Annotated in this window: 27 protein-coding genes; 11 read left to right on the forward strand and 16 right to left on the reverse strand. The window is 69.6% G+C overall.

The genetic code is table 11. The features are described from left to right. Positions 1-4 precede the first annotated feature (4 nt). From OHA61_RS06045 to pqqA, 7 genes are read right to left on the reverse strand one after another with little or no spacing between them, the layout of a single operon-like run. Positions 5-781, reverse strand: coding sequence for a heparin lyase I family protein (locus tag OHA61_RS06045; protein ID WP_406302099.1), 777 nt, complete (start codon positions 779-781; stop codon positions 5-7). Between the two features lie 6 nt (positions 782-787). Beyond that, positions 788-2,335, reverse strand: a complete 1,548-nt coding sequence (locus OHA61_RS06050) for a glycoside hydrolase family 88 protein (RefSeq protein ID WP_406302101.1) — start codon at positions 2,333-2,335, stop codon at positions 788-790. Then, entirely contained in the window at positions 2,332-3,426 is a 1,095-nt protein-coding gene (gene pqqE, locus OHA61_RS06055) for a pyrroloquinoline quinone biosynthesis protein PqqE (protein ID WP_406302102.1), read from the reverse strand. Before pqqE ends, OHA61_RS06050 begins: the two co-directional genes overlap by 4 nt. Then, positions 3,423-3,698 carry a pyrroloquinoline quinone biosynthesis peptide chaperone PqqD gene (pqqD, locus tag OHA61_RS06060; protein ID WP_406302103.1) on the reverse strand — a complete coding sequence of 92 codons (276 nt, stop codon included), beginning with the start codon at positions 3,696-3,698 and terminating at the stop codon, positions 3,423-3,425. Before pqqD ends, pqqE begins: the two co-directional genes overlap by 4 nt. After that, positions 3,695-4,420 (reverse strand): pyrroloquinoline-quinone synthase PqqC, encoded by a 726-nt coding sequence (pqqC, locus tag OHA61_RS06065; RefSeq protein ID WP_406302104.1) that lies wholly within the window; start codon positions 4,418-4,420, stop codon positions 3,695-3,697. Before pqqC ends, pqqD begins: the two co-directional genes overlap by 4 nt. Beyond that, positions 4,417-5,313, reverse strand: coding sequence for a pyrroloquinoline quinone biosynthesis protein PqqB (pqqB, locus tag OHA61_RS06070; protein WP_406302105.1), 897 nt, complete (start codon positions 5,311-5,313; stop codon positions 4,417-4,419). Before pqqB ends, pqqC begins: the two co-directional genes overlap by 4 nt. 11 nt (positions 5,314-5,324) lie before the next feature. Next, complete coding sequence (gene pqqA / locus OHA61_RS06075) at positions 5,325-5,447, reverse strand: pyrroloquinoline quinone precursor peptide PqqA (protein WP_406302106.1); 123 nt, start codon at positions 5,445-5,447, stop codon at positions 5,325-5,327. A 272-nt stretch (positions 5,448-5,719) separates the two neighbouring features. On the opposite strand from pqqA, the gene OHA61_RS06080 reads away from it, so the two are divergent. From OHA61_RS06080 to OHA61_RS06100, 5 genes are all read left to right on the forward strand, one after another. Further along, on the forward strand, positions 5,720-6,562 hold the full coding sequence (locus tag OHA61_RS06080) for an aldo/keto reductase (RefSeq protein ID WP_406302107.1): 843 nt from the start codon (positions 5,720-5,722) through the stop codon (positions 6,560-6,562). 134 nt (positions 6,563-6,696) lie between these two features. Further along, positions 6,697-7,437: an SDR family NAD(P)-dependent oxidoreductase gene (locus tag OHA61_RS06085; RefSeq protein WP_406302108.1), complete on the forward strand. Its 741-nt coding sequence runs from the start codon at positions 6,697-6,699 to the stop codon at positions 7,435-7,437. An 8-nt stretch (positions 7,438-7,445) separates the two neighbouring features. Then, complete coding sequence (locus tag OHA61_RS06090) at positions 7,446-7,973, forward strand: NUDIX hydrolase (protein ID WP_406307290.1); 528 nt, start codon at positions 7,446-7,448, stop codon at positions 7,971-7,973. A 105-nt stretch (positions 7,974-8,078) separates the two neighbouring features. Beyond that, on the forward strand, positions 8,079-8,495 hold the full coding sequence (locus OHA61_RS06095; RefSeq protein ID WP_328666910.1) for a hypothetical protein: 417 nt from the start codon (positions 8,079-8,081) through the stop codon (positions 8,493-8,495). 127 nt (positions 8,496-8,622) lie between these two features. After that, positions 8,623-9,078 (forward strand): RICIN domain-containing protein, encoded by a 456-nt coding sequence (locus tag OHA61_RS06100; RefSeq protein ID WP_406302109.1) that lies wholly within the window; start codon positions 8,623-8,625, stop codon positions 9,076-9,078. 1 nt (position 9,079) lies between these two features. Here OHA61_RS06100 and OHA61_RS06105 read toward each other — a convergent pair whose 3' ends face one another. Together OHA61_RS06105 and OHA61_RS06110 are read right to left on the reverse strand one after the other, a co-directional pair. After that, positions 9,080-9,952: a class I SAM-dependent methyltransferase gene (locus OHA61_RS06105; protein ID WP_406302110.1), complete on the reverse strand. Its 873-nt coding sequence runs from the start codon at positions 9,950-9,952 to the stop codon at positions 9,080-9,082. A 26-nt stretch (positions 9,953-9,978) separates the two neighbouring features. Beyond that, entirely contained in the window at positions 9,979-10,941 is a 963-nt protein-coding gene (locus OHA61_RS06110) for an AraC family transcriptional regulator (RefSeq protein WP_406302111.1), read from the reverse strand. An 81-nt stretch (positions 10,942-11,022) separates the two neighbouring features. On the opposite strand from OHA61_RS06110, the gene OHA61_RS06115 reads away from it, so the two are divergent. Then, on the forward strand, positions 11,023-11,856 hold the full coding sequence (locus OHA61_RS06115; protein ID WP_406302112.1) for an NAD(P)H-binding protein: 834 nt from the start codon (positions 11,023-11,025) through the stop codon (positions 11,854-11,856). Positions 11,857-11,969: 113 nt separating this feature from the next. Here the strand turns inward: OHA61_RS06115 and OHA61_RS06120 are convergent, their stop codons facing one another. Further along, positions 11,970-12,926: a helix-turn-helix transcriptional regulator gene (locus tag OHA61_RS06120; protein WP_406302113.1), complete on the reverse strand. Its 957-nt coding sequence runs from the start codon at positions 12,924-12,926 to the stop codon at positions 11,970-11,972. Positions 12,927-12,965: 39 nt separating this feature from the next. On the opposite strand from OHA61_RS06120, the gene OHA61_RS06125 reads away from it, so the two are divergent. Together OHA61_RS06125 and OHA61_RS06130 are read left to right on the forward strand one after the other, a co-directional pair. After that, positions 12,966-13,454 carry a hypothetical protein gene (locus OHA61_RS06125; protein WP_406302114.1) on the forward strand — a complete coding sequence of 163 codons (489 nt, stop codon included), beginning with the start codon at positions 12,966-12,968 and terminating at the stop codon, positions 13,452-13,454. Next, on the forward strand, positions 13,451-13,912 hold the full coding sequence (locus OHA61_RS06130; protein ID WP_406302115.1) for a hypothetical protein: 462 nt from the start codon (positions 13,451-13,453) through the stop codon (positions 13,910-13,912). Before OHA61_RS06125 ends, OHA61_RS06130 begins: the two co-directional genes overlap by 4 nt. Before the next feature lie 47 nt (positions 13,913-13,959). On the opposite strand, the gene OHA61_RS06135 is transcribed toward OHA61_RS06130, so the two are convergent. Beyond that, positions 13,960-14,265 carry a 4a-hydroxytetrahydrobiopterin dehydratase gene (locus OHA61_RS06135; protein WP_389369245.1) on the reverse strand — a complete coding sequence of 102 codons (306 nt, stop codon included), beginning with the start codon at positions 14,263-14,265 and terminating at the stop codon, positions 13,960-13,962. 146 nt (positions 14,266-14,411) lie between these two features. On the opposite strand from OHA61_RS06135, the gene OHA61_RS06140 reads away from it, so the two are divergent. After that, positions 14,412-14,918: an FBP domain-containing protein gene (locus OHA61_RS06140; protein ID WP_406302116.1), complete on the forward strand. Its 507-nt coding sequence runs from the start codon at positions 14,412-14,414 to the stop codon at positions 14,916-14,918. 12 nt (positions 14,919-14,930) lie between these two features. Here the strand turns inward: OHA61_RS06140 and OHA61_RS06145 are convergent, their stop codons facing one another. Continuing rightward, complete coding sequence (locus OHA61_RS06145; RefSeq protein WP_406302117.1) at positions 14,931-16,472, reverse strand: ATP-dependent DNA ligase; 1,542 nt, start codon at positions 16,470-16,472, stop codon at positions 14,931-14,933. Positions 16,473-16,536: 64 nt separating this feature from the next. Next, positions 16,537-17,256 (reverse strand): DinB family protein, encoded by a 720-nt coding sequence (locus tag OHA61_RS06150; RefSeq protein WP_406302118.1) that lies wholly within the window; start codon positions 17,254-17,256, stop codon positions 16,537-16,539. A 207-nt stretch (positions 17,257-17,463) separates the two neighbouring features. Here OHA61_RS06150 and OHA61_RS06155 point away from each other — a divergent pair, with 207 nt between their 5' ends. Further along, positions 17,464-18,525 (forward strand): phosphatidylinositol-specific phospholipase C domain-containing protein, encoded by a 1,062-nt coding sequence (locus OHA61_RS06155; protein ID WP_406302119.1) that lies wholly within the window; start codon positions 17,464-17,466, stop codon positions 18,523-18,525. Between the two features lie 59 nt (positions 18,526-18,584). Here OHA61_RS06155 and OHA61_RS06160 read toward each other — a convergent pair whose 3' ends face one another. Further along, entirely contained in the window at positions 18,585-19,322 is a 738-nt protein-coding gene (locus tag OHA61_RS06160; protein WP_406302120.1) for an RNA polymerase sigma factor, read from the reverse strand. Between the two features lie 157 nt (positions 19,323-19,479). On the opposite strand from OHA61_RS06160, the gene OHA61_RS06165 reads away from it, so the two are divergent. Then, positions 19,480-20,286, forward strand: a complete 807-nt coding sequence (locus OHA61_RS06165; RefSeq protein WP_406302121.1) for a helix-turn-helix domain-containing protein — start codon at positions 19,480-19,482, stop codon at positions 20,284-20,286. On the opposite strand, the gene OHA61_RS06170 is transcribed toward OHA61_RS06165, so the two are convergent. Further along, complete coding sequence (locus OHA61_RS06170) at positions 20,276-20,695, reverse strand: hypothetical protein (protein WP_324972466.1); 420 nt, start codon at positions 20,693-20,695, stop codon at positions 20,276-20,278. The two genes, OHA61_RS06165 and OHA61_RS06170, sit on opposite strands and share 11 nt — an antisense overlap. A 264-nt stretch (positions 20,696-20,959) precedes the next feature. Further along, positions 20,960-22,120, reverse strand: coding sequence for a tyrosine recombinase XerC (gene xerC / locus OHA61_RS06175; RefSeq protein ID WP_406302122.1), 1,161 nt, complete (start codon positions 22,118-22,120; stop codon positions 20,960-20,962). Between the last annotated feature and the right edge of the window lie 17 nt (positions 22,121-22,137).

Consider the following 22,137-nt stretch of genomic DNA (forward strand, 5'->3'; position numbering starts at 1 on the left):
CTCCTCAGACGAGCTGGTAGCAGCGCATATTGGTGAGGAGCAGGTGGCAGTTCTGCAGCGAGCCCGAACTGTCGCCCAGGGAGCGGTAGATGCCCCACTTGGGGCGCACCCGGTCCGCGAGGAAGGTGTCGACGCCCGACTTCGACTTGTCGATCACCGTGGTTCCGCCGCTCTTGAGAATCCAGCGGACGGAGCCCGAAGTACCGTTGCCGATCTTGATCTGGAAGTCGACGTCGGTCCACTTGTCGTGCAGCGGCTCCAGGTTCGTACGGCCGACGAGGACGTCCCCCTCGATGACCCTGAGCTCGATGGTCTGTACGCCGTTGACGCGGCGCAGCGACTGCACGACGATCGGCGACGAGCCGGTGCCGGGCTGCTTCATCTGCATGATGTGCGTGAAGCTGGTGGTCGCCTTCAGCGTGCTGGGGATGTACATCGAGTACGTGACCCGCCAGGTCTGGCCGGACTTCCACTGGAGCAAGGAGCTGCCGTTGCGGCAGCCGGTGACCTCGTGGCGCTGCCGGTCCTTCATGGTGTCCCGGTCCACGGTGTGCATGGTGAACCGGAAGTTGTCGCCCTCGGCGAAGATGTGCGGCGCTCCGGCCGGGTGGGAGTCCGCCCGGTCGTCCTCGATCGTCTCGAAGGCCTTGAGCTTGTCGGTGCTCGCCGACGGAGACCAGCGCAGCTGCCACGATGCGGCGCTCGCCGTCGCCGCGGGCATGCCGGCCGCGACGGCACCGCCCAGCGCGGCGCCCAGAACGGTCCTTCTGGTGGGGGTCATTTCTTGTCACCTGGCCCGGAGTTGTTCGTTCATGATGAGAAAGGCGCCGAGACCGTGGAAATCATTGGTCTTCCGGTCGCGGTTGATGTAGTAGCCATAGTTCCCGACATTCGTCCCGATGGAGATGTCGGTGAGGTTGGTGAGACCGTCGCCGCCGGTCGAGATCTTTTCCAGCACGCCCTGATATCCGCGCTGGGCCACCTGTGCGTAGTGCGCGTCGACATATCCCTGCTGTGCCGAGCGGGAAAGGGCGAAGGTGAACATGCTGGAGCAGGAGGTCTCGGTCCAGTTGTCGGCGTGCGCGCCCTTGTCGACGACCTGGAACCAGCGGCCGGTGGCCGGATCCTGGTAATGCTCGATGCCGGCGGCGAGCTTTCGCAGCGCGGTCAGCAGCTGGGCCCGGCGGGGATGGCCGGCCGGGACTGCGTCCAGGACGTTGACGATCGCCATCGAGTACCAGCCGATGGCGCGGCACCAGTGCTCGGGTGCGAGTCCGGTCCCCGGATCGGACCAGCTCGCGTCGCGCGACTCGTCCCATGCGTGCCTGAGCAGTCCGCCTTCCACCTGCAAGTGGCTGCCGTAGACGGCGAGTTGTCTGGTGGCCTCATTGCTGGTGTACGCCGAGTCGCCGAATTCCTTTCCGTACTCGACGAGGAAGGGGTTCACCATGTAGACGCCGTCGGCCCACAGCTGGCTGCGCCGGGAATCCGATGTCGAATGCCAGAATCCGCCGTCGGACGTGCGCGGATAGGTGGTGAGCCGGTCCCGGATCTTCTTGGCGGCTTTCTGGTAGCGCGCCTGACCCGTCTCGTGGTGGAGGATGTTCAGCAGCCGCCCTGCCTGCATGCTGTCGAGATTGTTGAAGCTCTGCCCGATGTTTCCGCCGCTGTCGACGAAGCGGTCGACATAGCTTTTGATGTAGCTGAGGTAGCGGGCGTCGTGGGTGCGCTGATAAACGAGGTACTGGCCGTAGAGATACAGCCCCACGGGATAGGACCAGCCGCCGATGGCGCTCGGGGAGTAGCGGGCCGTCGTGGACTCGACCATGGCGACCGACCAGTCGGCGGTGGGGGCGTCTTCGCCGACGGTGAGCGAGTCGAGATTGGGGCCGCCGGTCGCGCCGGCGGAGGTGACCCGTACGGTATTGGTCCCCGCCTTGAGCTCGGCGGTGACGTTCGTGGTCCGCCAGCCGGTCCAGCTGCCGGTGGAGCCGAAGGCCAGGTCGTCGGCGACCAGTTGACCGTTGACGGAGATGTCGAGCGGGCGGTTCGCCGTCGTGCCGTTGGCGAACCTCAGGGCGAGCGTGGTGCTCGTGGTCACGGCGGAGTTCACAGTGAACTCGACATGACTTCCGGCCGCGTTGTCGTAGTTGACGAATCCGGTTCCGGTGAATCCGGCGTGGTTGCTCTCCACGGCGCCCTGGTGGATGAGGGCGCTCTCGGCCTCGTACCGAACGGCCGCGGCCGGCACCTCGGGATCCGCGCTCGCGGGCACGGCGGACAGGGTGCTGCCCGCGAGAGCGGCCGCCAGCAGCAGGGGAGTTGATCGCTTCATGGTCCTTCCTTGCGGTAGGCGTACGCGGGTGCTGCCACCGGCGCGGGGATGCGCGGGCGGTCGACGAGATCGCGTACGAACGCGTGGTCCGGCGAGAGACGGCAGGCCGGATCGGTGCGGGTGGCGTCGCCGGTCAGGGCGTACGCCTGGCAGCGGCAGCCGCCGAAGTCCGTCGTGCGCAGCTGGCAGCTGCGGCACGGGTCCTGCATCCACTCCTCGCCGCGGTAGAGGTTGAAGGTCTTCGACTCGCGCCAGATCCACTCCAGGGAGTGGTCCTTGACGCTGGGGGCGTCCAGGCCGGGCAGGGACGCGGCCGCCGGGCAGGGGTGGACCGTGCCGTCGGGTGCCACGGTGAGCGAGAGAGCGCCCCAGCCGCCCATGCAGGGCTTGGCGATGCCGTCGACGTAGTCGGGCACGACCCAGACGAGGTCCAGCCGGCCCGCCAGCCGGGCCCGCCATCGTTCGACCGCGGCACGCGCGGCGGCGATCTGCTCACGGCCGGGCAGCAGGGCGTCCCGGTTGCGCAGGGCCCAGCCGCAGAACTGGACGTTGGCGAGCTCGATCCGCTCCGCGCCCCAGGCCAGGGCGAGTTCGACGAGGTCGTCCAGCGCGTCGAGATTGGCGCGGTGGAGTACGACATTGAGCCCGAGGGGCAGATCCGCCTCGCGTACGAGCCGGGCGGCGCGCTCCTTGGCGGCGAAGGAGCGGGCTCCGGCGATGAGTTCGGAGGCGGCCCGGTCTGCGTGCTGGACCGAGAGCTGGACGCTGCGCAGCCCCGCGTCGATCAGCGCGGCCAGTCGCTTCTCGTGCAGGCCGACCCCGCTGGTGACCAGCTGCGTATGGATTCCGGCGCCGTCCGCCGCGGCCACGATCTCGGGCAGATCCCGGCGCAGCAGCGGCTCTCCGCCGGAGAGATGGGACTGTACGACGCCCAGGTCGGCGGCCTGCCGGAACACCTCGGCCCACTGGGCAGTGGTCAACTCGTCTGACCGACCGACCAGTTCGACGGGGTTGGAGCAATAGGCGCAGTGCAGCGGACAGCCATGGCTGAGCTCGGCGAGGAGCGCCCACGGCGGGTCGACAGTTGTCACTTGAGCCAGCCCTCCTTGCGCAACCGCCCCAGAAACTCCGGGACTTCCTCGGCCACGGGCGCACCGGGATGCTGTTCGGCGAGCTCGGCCACGATCGCGCCGACGTCGCGCACGCCGTCGCAGAGCCGCACGATGGATCCGGCATTGCCCTGGAGCACGACCACCCGCTCGGGCAGTACGAGCAGATCGGCGCCGCGCACCCGGTCGTGCCGGAACACCACCGACCTCGAGAGCACGGGTTTCCAGGTGTCGCCTGTCGAGGTATCGGTCATGGCCGCTCCCCCGCGCCGTCCACGGCGTCGAGCAGCGCCCAGAGCACATCGCACTTGAAGCGGAGGGCTGCCACGGCCGCCTCCTGCTCCTGCCGGGTCGCCGCCCAGGCGAGGACGAGCGCGAGGGCTTCTTCGCTGTCGCGGCCGCCCTGTCCGATGCGGCTCTGGAAGTAGACGAGTCCGTCGGTCTCGATCCAGCGGTAGTGGCGTTCGAAGGCGTCGATACGGGTGCGCATGATGGCCGGCGCGGCGAGTTCGGTGAGGGAGGCAGCGACGGCTTCTAGGGCGGAACGCAGCCGGCAGAAGTTGACGTATCCGTCGACCGCGAGCCGTACACCCGGGAGTACTTCCGCGCCCGACCGGAGCCGCTCCCGGTCGATCCCGGCGGCTTCGCCGAGCCGCAGCCAGCGCTCGATGCCGCCCTCGCCCTCCACCGGTCCGTCGTGGTCCTGGATCCGGCGCAGCCAGGAGCGGCGCAGCGAGGAGTCGTCGAACTTGGCAAGGATCAGCGCGTCCTTGACGGGGATGTGGCGCTGGTAGTGGAAACGGTTGAGGATCCAGCGGCGCAACTCGTCGGGGCGCAGGGCGCCTTCGTGCATGCGCAGGTTGAAGGGGTGGCGGTCGTGGTAGCGCTCGGCGGGTACGGCGCGCAGCCGCGCCGTGAACTCCTCGGGGCTCCACAGCTCACCGGCGCCCGTTGCGGGCGGAGCGACTGTGCTCACAGCTCGATCACCATTCGGTCGGCGGCGACCTCGAGTCCCCAGTCGCCGAGCAGCGCGTGCTGCGGGGCGTCCGGGTCCGCGAGGGGGTTGGTGTTGTTGAGGTGCGTGTAGAGACAGCGGGCGCGCAGCCCGCTGAGGCGGCGGGCGGTGCCGTTCGGCCCGGCGATGGGCAGATGGCCCATTCCGGTCGCGGTCCTGGCGGAAACTCCGGTGCGTACCGGCTCGTTGTCGTCCCAGAAGGTGCCGTCGAGGATGACGCAGTCGGCCTCTTCGACGGCTTGCTGGAACTCCTCGCTCCAGTGGGCGAGAGCCGGTGCGTAGAGCAGGCTGCGGCCGGTCGTGGTCTCACGCAGCCGGAGCGCGACGACCCAGGTGCGCTCGTCCTGTCCGGTGCCTGCGGCGTAGCGCGGTCGTTTGGCCGAGAGGGGTACGGCAGCCATCTCCACGGTGCCGCTCTTGGTCAGCGGTTCCGCTTCGTGGCTCAACTCCCGCCATCCGATACGGGTGTAGGGGGCGAGTACTTCGCCGAGTCTTAATCGTCCGAGCAGCGCGTGCCGTACCGGCCGGGTGGCGAGGATGTCGAAGCCGTCGGCCTCGCGCAGCCGGGCGATCCCGAGGGTGTGGTCGAGTTCGGCGTCGGTGAGGATCACTCCGGCCACGGGGGACTCGCGTGGCCCCGGCCCGGGCCGCAGCGCGTGGCTGTCCTCGATCTGGTCGCCGATGTCGGGGGTGGCGTTGACGAGAAACCAGAGGCTCTCGTCCGCGCGCAGGGCGAGTGAGGCGTGACGGCGGCGCCGGTGCGGGTGCGCGCGTGCCCCGGCGCAGCCGGGACACGCACAGTTCCACTGGGGCAGTCCGCCGCCCGCCGCGGTGCCGAGCACCTGCAGCAGCATGGCGGCGGGGTCTACCGGTCGGTGAGGGCGTAGGCGGTGACCTCGAGCGCGGTCTCGACGACCGTGTACTCGGGGGTCTGCCAGGTGGCCCTCTCCTCCGATGTTTTCTTCGATGCTTCCTTGTTGTCCTGCATGAGCCGTGCCTGCCTTCCTGAGATGTGGGGTCAGGAGTGATTCAGGAGTGATTGCCCGGTGACGCATGGTGGAGCAGGGCTGATACATCCGTTCACATGAGTGTCCGGCGTTCAGCTATGTGCCATAGAGTTGCGTCTTGAGGAGACGCGGTCAATGGTCCGGACCGATAAGGTCGGAGCTGTATCAGGCCAACTTCGGCGTCGGGAATGCGTCTGCGAAGGTGATCGTTGACGATGGGCGTACCAACCGACGACGTAAGGATCGACCGCTCGTGAGCAAGGTCCCCTCCCTCACCCTCAACAATGGCGTCGCGATGCCGCAGCTCGGCTTCGGTGTCTGGCAGGTGCCCGACGACGAGGCGGCGAAGGCGGTTGGCACGGCTCTGGAAGCCGGCTACCGCAGCATCGACACCGCGGCCATCTACGAGAACGAAGAGGGCACCGGACGCGCCGTGGCCGCCTCCGGAATCGCCCGCGAGGAACTCTTCATCACGACGAAGCTGTGGAACGGCTCGTCCGTGACATGGACGCGTGACGCCGTCCTGCGTGAATTCGACGCCTCGCTGAAGAAGCTGGGCCTCGACCATGTCGACCTCTACCTGATCCACTGGCCGCGCGCGATGCGCGAGGACTACCTCACGATCTGGAAGACGTTCACCGAGATAGAGCAGAGCGGCCGCGCGAAGGCGATCGGCGTCTCCAACTTCAAGGTGCCGCAGCTCAGTCGCGTCATCGAGGAGTCCGGCGTCGTACCGGCCGTCAACCAGGTCGAGCTGCACCCGCAGCTCCAGCAGACGGAGTTGCGCGCCTTCCACGCCGAGCACGGCATCCGCACCGAGGCCTGGTCCCCGCTGGGCCAGGGCAAGGGCCTTCTGGAGGTCCCGACGGTCGTCGCGATCGCGCAGAAGCACGGCAGGACGCCCGCTCAGGTGGTGCTGCGCTGGCACCTGCAGACGGGGAACGTGGTCATTCCCAAGTCGGTGACTCCGTCGCGTATCGCCGAGAACTTCGATGTGTTCGGCTTCGAGCTGGACGACGAGGACATGCTCGCGTTGGCCGCCCTGGACGAGGGCAAGCGCCTCGGCCCCGACCCGGACGGCTTCGACTGGAACTGACGTCCCTGATCGGCGCGGGCGGGCGTGCCCCTGGCTGCTGTTCAGCGGCCAGGGGCACGCCCTTCGGGGTTTGATGAGGTACGACTTGCTGTCGAACGCGCGACGCAGCACGCAACAAGCACGGGAGGCAGCACGTGTCACGTCCGGTCACCATCGTCACAGGCGGCAGCCGGGGCATCGGCGCAGCGACATGCGTCCGGCTGGCGGCCGACGGCCACGACCTGGCCCTGGCGTACGTCAGCGACGGCGCGGCGGCGAACGAGGTCGCAGCCGCTGTACGTGCGGCGGGCGCCCGCTGCGTCACGGTGCAGGCGGACGTGTCCGAAGAGGCCGACGTGGAGCGGCTGTTCGACACCGCCGCGCGCGAACTCGGCCCGGTGACCGGCCTGGTCAACAACGCCGGAGTGACCGGCCCGCTCGGCAGACTCACCGACACCCGCACTTCGGACCTGCGCCGGGTCATCGAGGTGAACCTCCTGGGCTACCTGCTGTGCTGCCGGCGGGCCGCCCGCGACATGGCGGCGCTCGGCTCCGGCGCCATCGTCAACATCTCATCCGCGGCGGCGACGCTGGGCAGCCCCGGCGAGTACGTCCACTACGCCGCGACGAAGGCGGCCACCGACGCCCTGACGGTCGGCCTGGCCAAGGAACTCGGCCCGGACGGCATCCGGGTCAACGCGGTCGCGCCCGGCGTCATCAACACCGACATGCACGCCACCATGGGCGACCCCGACCGCCCGTCCAAGGCGGCCACCACGATCCCGCTCGGCCGCCCCGGCGAACCGGAGGAGATCGCCGCGGCGGTCGCCTGGCTGCTGTCGCCCGACGCCTCATACACGACGGGCACGGTCCTGAGGGTCTCCGGCGGCCGGTGACCGACACCATGTCCGAACGGGTGGAACGCGTGGACGAGCAGGACCGGGAGCTGGGCGTCGTCGACCGGGATGAGGCCATCCGCAACCGGTGGCTGCACCGGGTGGCAACCGTCGTGTGCCGGGACGCGACGGGCCGGATCCTGGTGCACCGGCGACCGGGAAGCGCCGCGCGCTTCCCGGGCCAGTACAACTGGTTGCTCGGCGGAGCGGTTGAGGCGGGCGAGTCCTACGCGGACGCCGCCGGAAGGGAACTCGCCGAGGAAGCCGGGATACGGGCGGCCCAGGTCCGGTTCGTCCTCAAGTTCCTGTGCCACGGGACGATCAGCCCGTACTGGCTCGGTCTGCACGAGGCCGTGATCGAGGGCGACCTGACGCCGGACCCGCGGGAGATCGCGTGGCACGCCTGGCTGCCCGAACCCGCGCTGCGGGAGGCACTGGATCAGTGGCCTTTCGTGCCCGACTGCCGGGAGGCCTACGCGAGGTATGTCGCACTGCCCGGGGGCCACCGGTCCAGCGAGCTTGCGACTGATCCGTAGCGCAACCAAGGGCCGTTTCACCACGAGCGCGTCGATTCCTCATATTTACGCCCCATATGCCTAGGGTTGGTGATCCGTAGTCCCCCTTCCCCCTGGAGTGATCCCATGGAGCGTTTCAAGCGTGCGTCGGTGACCGGAATCGCGACGGCCGCCGTGCTGGCCGGTTCCGTCGGAGTGGCCATGGCCGTTGTCTCCCCCGCGCCACCGGCGACGGACACCGGCCGTGACAGCGCGAGACCGGCCCACGCAGGACCCACGCTGACGGCGAGAGCCACGACCGACGGCGTCCAGGCGTGGCAGGAGTTCCGGGTGTACGGCAAGGCCCGGCAACTGCCTCCCGGGACCCGGGTCACGCTGCAGCAGAAGCAGAACGGCAGGTGGGTCACCCTGCCCGCCTCCATGAACCTCACGCAGCGGTCGACCTACAAGATGCGGGTCTACCTCGGTCTCAAGGGCCGCAACACGCTCCGGATCGTCGGCGGAGGCATCGCGTCGCCGCCCCTCAAGGTGCGGGTGCACTGAGTCCGGCACGGCTTAACCGGCAGGCGTCGCCCTCGCCGCCGTCAGGCGTCCGGCGAGGGCTTCGCCCAGCCTCTCTCGTACGATCGGTCAGCGCGAACGCGACAGGGCCGACCGAGAGGTACGAACATTGAGCGGGGCACTGGCACCAGGGCTCTATCTGGTGCGCAACATCGGCAGCGGGCTGCTCCTCGAGGTGTACGGCGGAGCCAAGGGCAGCGGTGCCAATGTCCAGCAGGGCAAGGACAGCGCAGCCCCGGCCCAGCAGTGGCAGATCGATCCCGTACCGGGTGGCAGCGGGCTCCACCACTTCGTGAACGCCGCCAGCGGAAAGCGGCTGGACGTCGCGAACGCCTCCACCGAGAACGGCGCCAACATCCAGCAGTGGAGGGCCAACAACTTCGGCGCCCAGGAATGGATCGTCGAGCAGCACCTGGACTCCCCGGGCACCGTCACCGTCGTCAGCTTCATCAGCGGTCTGCTGCTGGAGGTCGAGGGCGGCAGCACCGAGGACGGCGCGAACGTGCGGCAGTGGGAGGACACCGACTCCCCCGGCCAGTGGTGGCGCCTGGAGCCCTGTTCCTGACTCAGTCCCGCCGTGCGGTGTGCACCGTGCGCGCGGTGAGCAGGTACACGTCCGGGCGATGGAGCAGGCCCTGCGGGTCCTCGGGGTCGAGCAGCCGGTCGAGCACCGCGACATCGTCCGTCGCCAGCCGTCCGTCCAGCATCCTGCGCTGCCAGCCGACGGCGCCGACGAGATGTTCGCGTACGGCCTCGGGCACCGGCGCGGGGATGTCGAGCAGGAACGATCGCGTCCCACTCGGCGCGAGGCCCGCGGCGGCCATCAGCGCCCGCCAGTCCTCGACCTCGTCCTTCGCTCCGGGCAGCCCGGCCCGCATCTCGATGAACCACTCGCCCTGCGCCGCGTCCAGCCTGCTCTCCAGACCCGGCCGGCCGATCCCGATGTCGCGCGGCAGCTGACGCGCGGGCAGTCCGCCCTCCGCGATCGCGAGCAGCCCGCCCGGGCGCAACAGCCGGGCGAAGCCGCCGAGCGCGGCGCGCTGGTCGCCGATGTGGTGCAGCGAATTGCCCGCCCAGATCAGATCCGCCTCGCCCAACTCGTCGATTCCGTCCGGGAGTTCGGCGTGGTGCGTACGGACGCGGTCCCCGAGCCCGGCGCGCTCGGCGCGGGCGCGGGCCCGGTCGAGCAACGGTTCGGTGGCGTCCACGGCCACCACTTCCGCGTACGGGAACGCCCGAGCCAGCAGCAGGGTCAGCACTCCCGGGCCGCTGCCGATGTCCAGGATCCGCCGGACCCCGGCCACCGGCAGCAACTCACCAAGCCAGGCCCCCACCTGCTCGTACAGGGGGCCCTGGAACTGCGCGTTGCGCTCGAGCAGGCCGCTCATCTCGTCCCAGTCGATGTGCGTGCTGTCGTGATTGTCGTGGTGATGACTCATGCCCTCAGCGTCGCGCCACGGCGCCGTCAGCGCGACTCTTGTTGCCGTTCCGGCAAAGCTGCGCCGGTGCGGTGTTCCTGCGGGCTGATGCCCCGTACCCGCTTGAATGCGGTGCTCAGCGCGAACGAGCCGCTGTAGCCGACCCTTCTGGCCACCGCCTCGACCGTCGCGTCGGTGTCGCGCAGCAGATCCGCCGCGAGCGCGAGCCGCCACCCCGTGAGGTACGCCATCGGCGGCTCCCCCACCAGATCGTTGAAGCGGCGGGCGAGCCCGGCTCTGGAAACCCCGCACTTCGCGGCCAGCGAGGCCACCGTCCACGCGTGCGCCGGGTCGTCCTGAAGCAGCCGCAGCGCCCGGCCCACCACCGGGTCACCCATGGCCACATACCAGGCGGGCGCCTCGGCGCCGGGACGCGAGAACCAGGCCCGCACCACGGCGATCAGCACCAGATCCAGGATCCGGTCGAGCACCACGCTCTGGCCCGGCTCGTCCCGGGAGATCTCGTCGTCGAGCACCGGCATCAGCGGGCAGTCCCAGACATCGGCGGGCAGATGGAGCAGTTGGGGCAGCGCGTCGAGCAGCCGCGCACTGACCTCGCCCTTCATCTGGTACGTCCCGACCAGCATCGTGGCCGAGCCGTGCGGGTCGTTGCCCCAGCTGCGTACGCCCAAGTGCATGGCCTCCGCGAGCGGTTCGCCCTGGAGGGTGTGGCAGGTGCCGCCAGGACCGATCAGCGCCGTCGGATCGCGGGTGACCTCGTCCGCCGCGGTGTACGGACCCGGGCCCCGTGCGATCGCGACATCGCCGGGACGCAACAGCACCGGGTCACCGTCGTCGGGCATGATCCAGGCCTCGCCCGCGGTCATGCACAGCAGGGAGAGCGGGGCCCGGTCCTCGATGCGAACGGACCACGGCGGCTCCATCACCATCCGCAGGAGGAAGGCTCCCCTGGCGCGCGGTCCGTCCAGAAGTCCGGCGAGTGCGTCCATGCTCCTCAGCGTAGACGCACGCATATGGCATTGAGCCTCTGGAGCATGGAGAGTCCAGACCGAGGCAGCGAACCTTGAGGCATGACAGAGAACCTGAAGCAGGAAACGGTGTTGGTGACAGCGGCCACGGGCAAGACCGGCCGGCGGGTGGCGGAGCGCCTCGCGGCGCGCGGCGTGAACGTGCGGGCCGGATCGCGCAAGGGATCGGTCCTCTTCGACTGGGAGGACGAGTCGACCTGGGGACCCGCACTGAGGGGCGCGGACGCGGCCTACGTCGCGTACTTCCCGGACCTCGCGGCCCCGGGCGCGCCCGAGGCGATGCGGGCCCTCGGCCGGGTCGCGGCCGAGAGCGGAGTGGGGCGTCTGGTGCTGCTCTCCGGCCGCGGTGAGCCGGACGCGGTGGTGGCGGAGGAGGCGCTGCGGGAATCGGGCCTGGACCTGACGGTCGTACGGGCCAGCTTCTTCGCCCAGAACTTCAGCGAGGGCGCGATGTACGAGGGGGTCCTCACCGGTGAGATCCCCTTCCCCGCGGGCGAGGCCGCCGAGCCCTTCATCGACGCCGACGACCTGGCGGACGTGGTGGTCGCGGCGCTCACCGAGGACGGTCACGCCGGACAGGTCCATGAACTGACGGGTCCCCGGCTGCTCACCTTCGGCGAGGTGGCGGCGGAGATCGGCCGCGCGTCGGGCCGCGAGGTGCGGTACGTCCCGGTGTCCGGGGTGGAATACGCCGAGATGCTTCAGCAGTTCGGCTTCCCCGGACCGGAGTCGGAGTGGCTGTCGGACCTGTTCACGATGCTGCTCGACGGTCACAACGCGTCGCTGACGGACGGGGTGCGGCGGGTACTGGGCCGCGAGCCGAAGGACTTCACGGACTTCGCGAAGGCGGTGGCGGGTGGGGGTGCGTGGGGGTAGGGCCCCGGGGCTCCGCCCCCCTGGACCCCCGTATGCGACCTTCGGCCGCATGTCCTCAAACGCCGGACGGGCTGGATGTGCGGCCCTGTCGCACAATTGCGCCGGAGGCGACGCTAGCCCCCGGCGTACCGCTCCGCCAGCGCCCGGGCCGTCGCCGCAAGCCGGGTCCGGAGCTCCTTCGGCTCCAGCACCTCGATCTCCGCACCCATCGCCAGGAATTCGCGATGCGCGTGGTCAACGGACTCGATCGGCAGCACCGCCCGCGTCCAACCGTCCGCCTCCTGGGTGCCGGTGTCGGCCGGCGCCCGGACCGCCGCGCCCGTCAGCCGCGCGGCCGCGGACGGCGAGAGGCGCACCAGCGCATCGCCGCCATGCAGCCGGGCGTGGAAGTCGGCCTGGTAGCGCTGCCAGTAGGCGGCCAGATCGAAGTCGACAGGCAGCGCGACCTTCCCTTCCACTACTGCGAGTTCAAGGATCTGGTCGACGCGGAACGTCCGCGGGCCCGGCCCGGCGACGACGTACCAGCGGCCCGCCTTCAGCACCAGGCCGTACGGCTCGAGGCGCCGGTCGACATCTGTCGGCTCCTTCCAGCGGCGGTAGCGGATGTCGAGCACCCGGCTGTGCCAGACCGCGTCCGCGACCGCCGTCAGATACGGCACCTCGTCGTCGGACGCGTACCAGCCGGGCGCGTCCAGATGGAATCGGGACCGCATCCGGTCGGCCTGGTCGCGCAACTCGGCCGGGAGCGCCGCACGCAGCTTGAGCTGAGCCGCGGCCAGCGCCGAACCGAGGCCGAGTTCGGCGGCCGGTCCCGGGATCCCGGAGAGGAACAACGCTTCGGCCTCCCCCGCGGACAGGCCGGTCAGCCGGGTTCGGTAGCCGGCGAGCAGCTGGTATCCACCGGCGTGGCCGGCGTCCCCGTACAGCGGCACACCGGCCGTGTGCAGCGCCTCGACATCGCGGTAGACGGTTCGTACGGACACGTCCAGCTCCTGCGCGAGCTGGGCGGCGGTCATCCGACCGCGGGTCTGGAGCAGCAGGAGGATCGAGACAAGACGGCTGGACTTCACTGACACAGGATGTCAGTGAAGTGGGCTTAGCGTCCTGCCATGACCTTCACCGAGAAGCTGCTGCGGGCACTGCCCCCGATCGAGGTCGGCGGCCGCCACATCAAGCGGTACCACGTCACGGGGGACCCGGGCGGAATCGAGCCCGCGGTCGAGAAGGCCGCGTACGCGATGCTCCCCGAGCTCCTGCCGGAGCCGGACGGCACACCGCCGGCCACGTTCGTCGTCCTCCACAGGGGAGGGGACGACGGCGCGTACATCAACGCGTACAGCTGGGTGTGGGACAACGTCCTGCACTTCGGCTGCGCGGTCGCCGGACAGCCGGTGCTGGACTGCCCGGACCGCGACCCGTCCCATTTCGTCCGGCTCGACAGAGCCGATCGGCCATGGATCGGCTGTGTCTGGGAGCTGCCGCCGATCCAGCACGAACGCAACGCGTGGGTACGGCACATGCTCGCGCCACACCGCCCGGATCTCGACGCCTATCTCGCCGACTCACTGCCCGACGGCACGACAGGAGACCACTCGTGAGCACGACTGACTTCGACTTCTTTCAGGGCGAGTGGATCGTTGCCAACCGCCGCCTCAAGGACTTCCTCGACGAGAGAAGCGAGTGGGAGGAGTTCACCGCGGTGAGCCGCGCGTCGCGCCACTTCGACGGCGGGGCGAACTTCGACGAGATCGCATTCCCGACGATGGGCTTCAGGGGTCTGACGCTGCGGCTGTACGACACCGAGCGCGAGGAGTGGTCGCTGTACTGGTCGAACGACCGCCGGGGCGTGCTGGACCCGCCCGTGGTGGGCGGATTCGGGGCGGACGGGCGCGGTGTGTTCTACGGCGACGACACCTACCAGGGCAAGGACATACGGGTCCGCTTCCTCTGGTCGGACATCACCGAGACGACGGCGACATGGGAGCAGGCGTTCTCGGTCGACGGCGAGAAGACGTGGCTGACGAACTGGGTGATGGAATTGGTCCGCCGCGGCTAGCTTGATCTTTAACCTGTGCGGCGAAGCCGGGCGCCCGGCCCCGCCCGTCAGCTCGCGCCGTGGCCCGCCGCGATCTCCTCCACGCGCTGGGCCAGCTCGAAGTCCTTTTCGGTGACTGCGCCGCCCGCGTCATGGCTGTTCACCGACAGTGCGACGGTGTTGTAGCCGAGCGTCAGGTCCGAGTGGTGGTTCAGCGCCTCCTGGATCTGGGCGATGTGTACGACCATCGCGGTCGCCGCGAAATGCGTGGAGAGGCGGTAGGAGCGGGCGATGCGGTCGCCCTCCTGGGACCAGCCGGGGAGCTCCCGCAGGCGGTCCTCGATCTCCTTCTGCGACAGCGGCTCTGTGGGCATGACCAGGATCCCTTCGGAAAACGGCTCAGGAAGTGGCGCAGGAAACGGTTCAGGAAGCGGTTCAGGAAGCGGTTCAGGAAACTGCGGCGACTTCGGCCACCATAAATGGGATGCCCGCCCGAACGCGCTCTGTGTACCTTCCACCGGTGGAAGCTCTGACCGAAAAGCAGATACGCGGATCCTTCGTCAACTGCACGAAGGGCGAGGCCACGCGCATGAAGCTGCCCGCCGATTTCGCCGAACGCCCATGGGACGACCTTGACTTCCTCGGCTGGACCGATCCCGGCGCTCCCCTGCGGGCGCATATCGTCCTTCCCCGCGAGGACGGGCCGGTCGGCATCACCCTCCGGGTGCCTTCCACCGGACGGACCAGCGCGGTGAAGTCCAGCATGTGCCAGGTCTGCCTCACCGGGCACGCCTCGTCCGGGGTGACCCTCTTCGCCGCGCCCCTGGCCGGCGCGGCGGGCCGGGACGGCAACACCGTGGGCACGTACCTCTGCGCGGACCTCGCCTGCTCGCTCTACATCCGCGGGCGGAAGCTGCCGAAGCTGCGCGGCGGTCTGCAGGAGGAGACTCTCACCCTGGACGAACGGATCACCCGCACGGTCGACAACCTGACGGCCTTCACCGACAAGGTGAGGGGCCTGCGCTGAGCCGACCCTGGTTCAGGCGCGGGAGTCCAGCACCTGTTCGATGGTGTCGGCCTGCTCGGCGGGCTTGTCGGGGCGGTGGCGCAGTACGCGCGCGAAGCGCAGCGCGACGCCGCCGGGGTAGCGGGAGGAACGCTGGACTCCGTCGTACGCGATCTCGACGACGAGCTCGGGACGGACGGTGACGGTGAACCCGTCGTCCCCGGTTGCCAGTTCGCCCAGCCGCTCCGTCTGCCAGCGCAGCATCTCGTCGGTGAGGCCCTTGAAGGTCTTGCCGAGCATGACGTACGTACCGTCGGCGGCCCGTGCGCCGAGGTGCAGGTTGGACAGGAGTCCGGTGCGCCTGCCATGGCCCCGTTCGACGGCCAGGACGACGAGGTCGAGCGTGTGGACCGGCTTGACCTTGAGCCAGGAGCGGCCGCGGCGTCCTGCCGTGTAGGGCGCGTCGAGAGCTTTGACGAGCACGCCCTCGTGGCCGCGGCGCAGAGTCTCGGCGAAGAACTCCTCGGCGGCGGCGATCTGCCCCGCGTCCGCCGGGTCCTCGACGACCGTACGACGCACACGCATCGGATCCTGTACGAGGCGCGCGAGGACGGTGTGCCGTTCGGCGCCGGTGAGGTCGAGGGTCGGCTCCCCGTCGGCGGCGAGCACGTCGAAGAAGACGGGCGAGAGGGGGAGGGTGGCCCGGGCGGCGTCCACGTCGACGCGGGAGCCGACGCGGGAGGCGATGTCCTGGAAGGAGACCGGGCGTCCGCTGCTCGCGTCCAGGGCGATGACCTCGCCGTCCAGGATGAACTGATCACCTGTCATGCCACGTGTGGCGGCGACGACTTCGGGGAGCCGGTCGGTGATGTCGTCGAGGGACCTGGTGTACACACGGACGTCCTCACCCGCACGATGCACCTGGACGCGGATGCCGTCGAGCTTCTCCTCGACGACGCAGGCCGTCTCCAGCGCCTGGACCGCTTCGGTGACCGACTTCGCCGTGTGGGCGAGCATCGGGAGGACGGGGGTACCGACGCGCAGCCGGAACCGCGCCAGGGCGGTCGGCCCGTCTGCGAGCAGGGCGCGGGCGACGCGGGGCAGCGACCCGTCGAGCATGACGGCCCGGCGCACATCGGCGGCAGGCGCGCCTGCGGCCTTCGCGACGGCCTCCAGCGCGACCGCGTCGAGCGCGCCCTGGCGGACCTCGCCGATGAGCAGCCGCATCACAAACTCCTGCTCCCCTGCGGTGGCGGCGGCCATCAGCTCCCGCACGAGCCGCTTGCGCTCGGCCTGGGACCCGGGCCCCGCGACGCTTGCGAGCCGGGTCAGGGCGGCGTCCGTGTCCGCGACGGTGAGGCTGGGGGCCTCGGCGGGAGGTACGGATTCCTTGAGCACGCTCCAGCCGATGCCGATACGGCCCTGCGGGAGGCTCCCGGCGAGGTAGGAGATGACGAGCCCGACGTCATCGGGCTCGGCCTCGGTGAAGAGCCCCGCGAGCGCGGCGATCTTCCGCGAGCGGGCGGAGGTGGCGGCGACGTCGCGCGACACATCGGCGACCCGTACGAGAAGCATGCGGCCATGGTCCCTCGCACCGAGGACGAACGCACGCGGTGCGGCGGGGGCGGGCGCCCCTCGCCTACCCAGGTGTGGTGAAGCGGGCCCGCCACAGGTCGCGGAGCAACGCGATCTCGGCCATGTGGTGGATGAGTTCGAGATTGGCCCCCGCCAGCACGGTGATGAAGGGGTTGTCGGCGTCGTTGCTGTACGGGTACTGCGAGAAGCCGACCATGTCGAGCTGCTCGTCGGTGACGGCGGCGACACTGTCGCGCCAGCGGTCGATCACCGGCCAGAACCGCTCGAGTGTCGAGGCGGCGGAGGGGACGAAGTCGACCATCAGCTTCGGATCCTGCCGCCGTTCACCGAAGGTCCACTCCCATCCGCCCGCGAACTGGAAGTGCAGGTGCGCCAGCCGCCACGCGATGGTCGTGATCGGCGTCGCGTCGGGCTCCGGCGCACCGGTGTGGGTGAGGATCTGCTCGACCCGCTCGACACTCACGCTCCAGTCATCGGCGATCTTGGCGACGGTCATCCCGCCGGCGGCCTGCCGGGCGACCTCGGCGTACTCGCTTGCCGGAATGTCCGGGGCGCCCAGGTCGAGCACCCACTCGCCCGGCCCGAACGCCCTGGGCGTCGCCGCCTCGCCCCGGCGCCGGATCGACCAGCAACCGGGCACCGGCTCCCACAGGTACTCCTCGTCGCTGAGCCCCGTGAGCCGCACCTCGGCAGTCTCCCTGGCGTGGTCGAACTGGTCGAGCAGCAAGCCCAAACGATCGGTCCGCGCGCCCTCGGTCTCCATGCCTGGCTCCCCTTCGCCGTCGCGCCGCCTGCCTCACTGCGCTCAGGCAGAAGCTAACGGCTCACCTCACGGGGCGCGACCGAATTCCCCCGCACACATCCGCCGCATCCGTAACGGCCGGTCCCCGTCTCCCCCCGGTTCACTCAACTCCCCTACTCTTCCGTCGACTTGATCGCATCGACCCAATCGACCCAAAGGCAGGGGACCATGGGGAACCTCAAGCGCGCTGCCCTGACGACCACCGTCGCGGCCGGGCTGTTCGCCGCCGCACTCGCGCCGGCGGAGGCGGCCACTCCCGGTTCGGTGGATCCGGGGCAGTTGCCCTACTCCTCCGCCACCTGGGTGGGCGTCCACAACGCTTACGAGAAGGCCAAGTACCCGTACTTCGCCGACGCCCTCGACTCCGGCGCCGGGATGCTCGAACTCGACGTCTGGACCAACGTGTTCGGCCGGTCGTGGCGGGTCTCGCACAGCAATCCCCTTGGCAACAACAACAATTGCGAGAACGCCTCCAGCCCCGCCCAGCTGCGCACCAAGGCCAGAAACCAGGACCTCGGCGGTTGCCTCTCGGACATGAGGGCGTGGCACGACGCCCACCCCGGGCACCGGCCCATCCTCATCAAGGTCGAGATGAAGGACGGCTTCCAGAACAACAACGGCCGCGGACCCGCCGCGCTCGACGCACTGCTCTCCGCCCGGCTCGGCGACGCCCTGTTCCGTCCGGCCGATCTGGCGGGCGGCCTCCCGGAGCTCGACACGGCGGTCAGGACGAACGGCTGGCCCGCCCGCTCGGCCCTCGCGGGGAAGTTCGTGGTGGAGCTCATCCCCGGCACGGTGGAGGAGAGCAACCCGGCGGACTCACTGTGGACGGACCGTGAGTACGCCATGCATCTGCGTAATCTCGCCGCCGCAGGGCGCCTCCGGGACGCGGCCGCGTTCCCGGCCGTCCATGGCGCCGCCGCGGGTGATCCCCGCACCCGGTACGCCGACGCGGGCGTCCGCCCCTGGTTCGTCCTCTTCGACGGTGACGCCGGTACGTACGCGGGCGGGACCGTCGACGCCTCGTGGTACGACCGGAACCACTACCTCGTCGTCATGACGGACGCACACAACGTGGCGCCCGCGATCGACGGCACGAACCCGACCGAGACGCAGGCGCGGGACCGTGTGAACCTGCTGGCGGGCCGTTCCGCGAGCGTGGTCTCGGCCGACTGGTACCCGCTGCCGTCGGTGCTCGCGACGGTGGTGCCGAGGGGCAGCGGCCAGTAGCGGAACGTTACGTCCATCACAGGCGTGACCCCCGGTAACAGGGAACGGGCCTGGACGGTTTATCGTTCACCAATACGTGGAGACGCGCTGCGTCCCCACCTTGTGCCGCCCCGGCCGGAAACCCCCGTTCCGGCCGGGGCTTCCCTTTCGAGCGCCAGCAGCGCGGGGCCGACCAGCGCGGGCAGCCGGTCGTTCACGCAGGTCAGCAGGGTCAGCCGGCCGCGACAGTCCCCGCAGTCCTCCAGGTGGAGGCACAGTTCCCCGGCCTGTCGCGGTGACTCCGGGGCCTCGCCCACATGGGCGGGAATCCGCTTCCAGTGCCGCTCGCACGCGGGGTCGTCCGGTATCCCGGGATGCGCGCGCAAGAACGCGTGCCGCAGCCCCTCCTGCGCCCGGTGCAGCAGCACCGCCGTCGCACCGTGCCCGGCGCCCACGCGGTGTCCTACCACGTCGAGAGGGTGATCCTCGGCCTCGGCCAGCCAGAGCGCTTTGACCCAGCGCTGCGGCAGCTGCCGCAGGACGCGTGACAGGAGCCCGACGTACGCGATCCGGCGGCCGGGGTCCCCGTCCGCGTCGGCGAGGTTACGCACAGTCGTCGCCAGATACGCGGGCACATCGTCGACCGAGTGCCCCGAGGACAACCGCCGCCAGACCCGGAAATGCGCCTCGGCGACGAGATCGTCGGCCAGCCAGGGATTGCCGGTGAGGGTGCGGGCATACGCGACGAGCCGCGGCTGCTGCTCTGAGCACAGCCGCGCATAGGCGTCCGAGTCCAAGGCCGAGGGACTCTCGGACATAAGCAGACTCCTGTCCTATTTGTGATGAATACGAAGCTGCCGAGCCTAACCAGCAAACCCCCAGGGTCCGCAATTTTGTGACGCAGGTCACATTGACCCCGCTCGCCGTCCGCGTGGACTTCGCACGCCGTCGACGTGCCGTACTACGGTTTCGGGCATGACAACTGTCGCGTCCGACACCGGAGTAGGTCCGCTGCTGCGCGGCTGGCGCGACCGGCGCCGGATCAGCCAGCTGGAGCTGGCCCTGCGGGCCGACTCCTCCGCCCGGCACATCAGCTTTGTCGAGACGGGCCGCTCCCGCCCGAGCGAGGAGATGATCCTGCGCCTCGCCGAGCACCTCGAGGTTCCCGTACGGGAGCGCAACGCCCTGCTGCTGGCGGCCGGTTACGCGCCTCGATTCACCGAGACGCCTCTCGACGATCCGTCGATGGGCGCCCTGCGTGAGGGGATCGAGCGGCTGCTGAGGGGCTACGAACCGTATCCCGCGATCGTCGTCGACGGCTCGTACACCGTCGTCGCCGCGAACCGGGGTATCGCGATGCTGCTGGAGGGGCTTCCGGAGCATCTGCTCACGCCACCCCTCAACGCCATGCGGATCACGCTCCACCCCGAGGGCCTCGCCCCGCGGATCCGTAATCTGCGGGAGTGGCGCGGTCATCTGCTGGCCCAGATGGAGCGGCAGATCGCGCTTGCCCGCTCCGAGTCGCTGCGCGCGCTGTACGACGAGGTCGCCGCCTACCCCCTCCCGGCCGGCTCCGACGCCGAGGAGCGGCAGGAACCCGCACCCGCTCCCTATTTCGCGCTTCCGCTGCAGATCGAGCACGAAGGGCGGGTGCTGTCCTTCGTCTCGTCCATCTCCACCTTCAACACCCCGATGGACGTGACCGTCGCCGAGCTGGCCATCGAGACCCTCCTCCCGGCGGATCCGGCGACGGTCAAGTATCTGCAGTCGCTCACGCCGTAGCGGCCGCGCGCAGCGCCGACCACTGAAGAGACGCGAACCCGGCGACGGTCATGGCCTGCAGCACGATCCAGACGGCTCCCGCGGTCGTGGGGTCGAACCAGAGCGCCAGCGCGGCGATGCTGAGGACGGCCCACAGCAGATTGGCGTCGATGACGAACTTCACGGGCAGCTGCGGGGGCCGGCGGCGGGAGGCGAGGTAGCCGACTCCGGCCCCGAACAGGGCCAGGAACACGCCCAGTTCGAGGAGCAGGGCCGAGTCGACTCCGAGCAACCGCCCGAGAGGGCCGGATGCCGCGGCGTATGCCAGTCCGTTCGCGCCGGTGACGACGGCGTCGAGAGCGAGGAACCGGCGCAGCATCGTCTGCGGCTCGGTGGTGCGGGAGATACCGGCGAGCAGGGTGGCGGACATGGCGGATCAGCCTCCATCGAGGTTGTACGGGCTGGTCGGGGACCCGGAACTCGAACGGAGTGCGCCGCCCGAGTTCCGGTACCGCAAGGGTGGCGGGTCCGGCGAGGGCCGTCGATTACGCGCGAGGTAATGGCGCGGCTGCCCTCCGAGGCGCCTTTGCCCAGGTCACCGAAATGGGTGGAGCGGCGAAACGGGTAGGGGGAGCCACAGAGGGAGCCACGGGCTGTGATTCCGACTCGTGACGTCGTCAGGTACCGCTGGCTCTCATGCCTTGAAGATGTCTTCCATGGCTTCGGCGCCGCTGGTGATGACGGGTCGGATTTGCTTGCGGTACACACGCTCGGTCGTTGCGGTGCCGCTGTGGCCCACCACCCGAGCGATGACCTCGATCGGGATTCCGTGATCGGACATCAGTGAGACGAAGCTGGTTCGCAGCTCTCGCGTCGTCCACTGCTTTGGCGCTTCGATCCCCGCTTCCTTGAGGAGGGCCCGGAAGTTGGTCAACACGCTCTTTGAAGACCGCAGCTGGCCTTCGTCGTTGGGGAAGACGAGGCAGTCGGGCGTCCAGGCGACGCCTGCCGCCTCGCACGCTTCCTGCTGACGCTTGCGGTGGGCGTCCACGACGGCGGCAGCTTGCTTCGGCATGGCCAGCGAGCGTCGGCTCTTCTTGGTCTTCGTGTCGCCCTTCTTGCGTACGGATCGCCAGACGTCCACGTGCGGCCGAGTGTCGTGCCCGGTCTCGGTGTGGACGTGCGCCCAAGTGAGAGGGCGTTCCTCCTCCGTGCGCATTCCGACAAGAAGGGCCAGCACCACGTAGGCGTGAATCCACGTGCCTGGCCGTGCCTTGAGCACCTTCTGCGCCTGCTCCAGGGTGAGGGACTTGCTGGGCCTGCCCGCTTGCCCGTCGGGGAGTTCCACGAGTTCGGCGACGTTGCGGGTGACTGCCCCGTCCCGTTGGGCCAGTGCGATCGAGCGGCGGAGGATGGAGCGGATGCGCTTCAGAGTTTCGTGGGCCAGCTCTTCCGATTTGGCCTCCAGCCACTCGTCGACGTCGTCAGCTCCGAGTTCGTGCAACTTGGCCTTGCCCAGATCAGGGATGACGTGATTCTTTGCCAGGCTGCAGTACGCCTTGAGGCTGGCCTGGTCCCGGCCCTTCAGCCCCCGGGCAAGCCAGTCGTTGACGGCTCGTTCCACTGTGTACTTGCTCGACGTCTTCACGCCTGCGGCAAGGTCCCGCTTCAGGTCCCTCAGCTTGGTTCGGACTTCGGTCTTCGTTCTGCCGTAAACCTTGGGGCGGCGGCGTGTGCCGTCCGGTGCGTAGCCGCGTGAAACGGCTCCGACGTAGCGGTTCTTGGACTTGTCCCAGTAGATCGAGTCTTCCCCGTTGCCCGCCTTCGGCCGCCGGCCGGGTGTCTCCGTCGTCATCTGCTGCATTTGCCTCT

The organism is Streptomyces sp. NBC_00885 (assembly GCF_045207475.1).
Lineage (GTDB): Bacteria > Actinomycetota > Actinomycetes > Streptomycetales > Streptomycetaceae > Streptomyces.

Coding starts and splice junctions, on each gene's coding strand:
- OHA61_RS06045 (WP_406302099.1), bottom strand. CDS start 781: ATGACCCCCACCAGAAGGACCGTTCTGGGCGCCGCGCTGGGCGGTGCC.
- OHA61_RS06050 (WP_406302101.1), bottom strand. CDS start 2,335: ATGAAGCGATCAACTCCCCTGCTGCTGGCGGCCGCTCTCGCGGGCAGC.
- pqqD (WP_406302103.1), bottom strand. CDS start 3,698: ATGACCGATACCTCGACAGGCGACACCTGGAAACCCGTGCTCTCGAGG.
- pqqB (WP_406302105.1), bottom strand. CDS start 5,313: ATGCTGCTGCAGGTGCTCGGCACCGCGGCGGGCGGCGGACTGCCCCAG.
- pqqA (WP_406302106.1), bottom strand. CDS start 5,447: ATGCAGGACAACAAGGAAGCATCGAAGAAAACATCGGAGGAGAGGGCC.
- OHA61_RS06090 (WP_406307290.1), top strand. CDS start 7,446: ATGTCCGAACGGGTGGAACGCGTGGACGAGCAGGACCGGGAGCTGGGC.
- OHA61_RS06095 (WP_328666910.1), top strand. CDS start 8,079: ATGGAGCGTTTCAAGCGTGCGTCGGTGACCGGAATCGCGACGGCCGCC.
- OHA61_RS06105 (WP_406302110.1), bottom strand. CDS start 9,952: ATGAGTCATCACCACGACAATCACGACAGCACGCACATCGACTGGGAC.
- OHA61_RS06110 (WP_406302111.1), bottom strand. CDS start 10,941: ATGGACGCACTCGCCGGACTTCTGGACGGACCGCGCGCCAGGGGAGCC.
- OHA61_RS06115 (WP_406302112.1), top strand. CDS start 11,023: ATGACAGAGAACCTGAAGCAGGAAACGGTGTTGGTGACAGCGGCCACG.
- OHA61_RS06125 (WP_406302114.1), top strand. CDS start 12,966: ATGACCTTCACCGAGAAGCTGCTGCGGGCACTGCCCCCGATCGAGGTC.
- OHA61_RS06135 (WP_389369245.1), bottom strand. CDS start 14,265: ATGCCCACAGAGCCGCTGTCGCAGAAGGAGATCGAGGACCGCCTGCGG.
- OHA61_RS06145 (WP_406302117.1), bottom strand. CDS start 16,472: ATGCTTCTCGTACGGGTCGCCGATGTGTCGCGCGACGTCGCCGCCACC.
- OHA61_RS06150 (WP_406302118.1), bottom strand. CDS start 17,256: ATGGAGACCGAGGGCGCGCGGACCGATCGTTTGGGCTTGCTGCTCGAC.
- OHA61_RS06155 (WP_406302119.1), top strand. CDS start 17,464: ATGGGGAACCTCAAGCGCGCTGCCCTGACGACCACCGTCGCGGCCGGG.
- OHA61_RS06160 (WP_406302120.1), bottom strand. CDS start 19,322: ATGTCCGAGAGTCCCTCGGCCTTGGACTCGGACGCCTATGCGCGGCTG.
- OHA61_RS06165 (WP_406302121.1), top strand. CDS start 19,480: ATGACAACTGTCGCGTCCGACACCGGAGTAGGTCCGCTGCTGCGCGGC.
- OHA61_RS06170 (WP_324972466.1), bottom strand. CDS start 20,695: ATGTCCGCCACCCTGCTCGCCGGTATCTCCCGCACCACCGAGCCGCAG.
- xerC (WP_406302122.1), bottom strand. CDS start 22,120: ATGACGACGGAGACACCCGGCCGGCGGCCGAAGGCGGGCAACGGGGAA.